This window comes from Pseudoalteromonas sp. SR45-5, assembly GCF_014163565.1.
In the GTDB taxonomy this organism is placed as follows: Bacteria; Pseudomonadota; Gammaproteobacteria; order Enterobacterales; family Alteromonadaceae; genus Pseudoalteromonas; species Pseudoalteromonas distincta.
The window spans coordinates 1-1,839 of the sequence record NZ_JACJDN010000720.1 but is presented as its reverse complement, the minus strand read 5'-3'; the positions used below and the strand labels follow the sequence as shown (position 1 = coordinate 1,839).

The 1,839-nt window shown below is 42.5% G+C and carries 1 protein-coding gene; it reads left to right on the top strand.

From position 1 onward, the window contains the following. Positions 1-1,839, top strand: a 1,839-nt coding sequence (gene glnD / locus H5072_RS18360; RefSeq protein ID WP_182694378.1) for a [protein-PII] uridylyltransferase, incomplete at both ends; no start/stop codon positions are given.

Below are 1,839 nucleotides of genomic sequence, written 5' to 3'. Positions count from 1 at the left end.
ATAACGAATTTTCTAAACAACCGGTTGGGAATTTAATTAATGCCCGGGCTGAGTTTATTGACCGCCTACTAATTAAGCTTTTTCATGTTTACGACTTAGCGCGCGAACCTGATTTAGCACTAATAGCAGTAGGCGGATACGGACGTGGCGAGCTACATCCCTACTCCGACATCGATTTTTTATTGCTTGTAACTAAACCACCAAGCGAAGAAATATGCGAAAAAATAGGCCAGTTTGTCACCATGCTATGGGATCTCAACTTAGAGATTGGCCACAGCGTGCGCACGATAGAACAAGCCATTGAGCAAAAACGTGAAGACGTTACTTTTGCCACCAGTTTACTCGAAAGCCGCCTTATTTTTGGTAATCATATTGAGTTTGAAAAACTCAAAACGCATATTCTAGAAACCCCCGTATGGCGCTCCGGTGAGTTTTTTACTGCCAAAGTTCAAGAACAAAACTTACGTCACAAAAAGTGCCACGGCACCGCGTATAATCTTGAGCCAAACATTAAAGAAAACCCCGGTGGCCTGCGCGACTTGCAAACCATTATTTGGGTCGCAAAAAAGCACTTTAGAACCGAAACTCTGCAAGAGTTAATAAGTCACGGCTATTTAACCCATGAAGAGTTTCAAGAGCTTTCAGAGTGCCTAGAAAACCTATGGAATATTCGCTTTGCACTGCATCTAGCCGCAGGTCGGGCTGAAAACCGCTTATTGTTTGATCATCAACCACAAGCAGCCGAAATTTTAGGTTTTGGTAGCGACGGTAAAGCCTCTGTTGAGCGTATGATGAAGCGCTTATTTAGAATAATGAGCCGCGTTCGCGAACTTAACCAAATGCTACTTTCATACTTTGAGCAAAGTATCATGCCCGAAAGTAGTGAAAAAACGGTGATAGTACTCGACAGAAACTTTGAGCAAGTGGGTCATCAAATACGCGTAAAAGATCCATCTGTATTTTTTAGACGTGACCAACTTTTTGTATTGTTTGAGCACATAGCAGACAACCCTGCAATAACGCATATTTACCCAAGCACTATTCGTACAATCCGCCAAGTACGCCGCCGTTTATTGGGGGATTTACAAGATTATGCAGCCTGTCGTGAAGCCTTTTTACGCTTAGTTAAACACCCTAATGGTATGGGCCGCGCATTTACGCTTATGCACAAGCACGGCATGCTTGCCGCCTACTTACCGCAGTGGCGTAATATATTTGGACAAATGCAGTTCGATTTGTTTCACGCCTACACCGTAGATGAGCATACTCACAAATTAATCAAAAATATTTACGAATACTTTGATAAAACTGGCATTAGCGAGTTTCCTATTTGTAGTGAAATAGTCACTCGAATGGATAAACCAGAGCTACTTTATTTAGCCGGTATATTTCACGACATTGCTAAAGGCCGAGGGGGAGATCACTCAGAACTTGGCGCTGTTGATGCTATAGCCTTTGCTAAATTACATGGCTTTTCATCCTCTGATGCAAAATTAGTAGCGTGGCTTGTAAGTAACCATTTACTTATGTCGGTTACCGCGCAGCGTAAAGATATTAACGACCCTGCAGTAATAAAAGACTTTGCAACACGTATTAAAACAGAGCGCCAACTCGACTATTTATATTGTTTAACCGTTGCCGACATCCGTGCAACCAACGACAACTTATGGAACGATTGGAAAAACACCCTACTGCGTGAATTGTACTTGCACACGCAGCGCGCATTACGCTTAGGGCTTGAAAACCCAATGGATCAGCGCGACCAAATTCGTGATAAAAAGCACCAAGCTAAACAACGTCTACTCAACTTAGGTTACCCTGAGAATAAAATTGATTTAA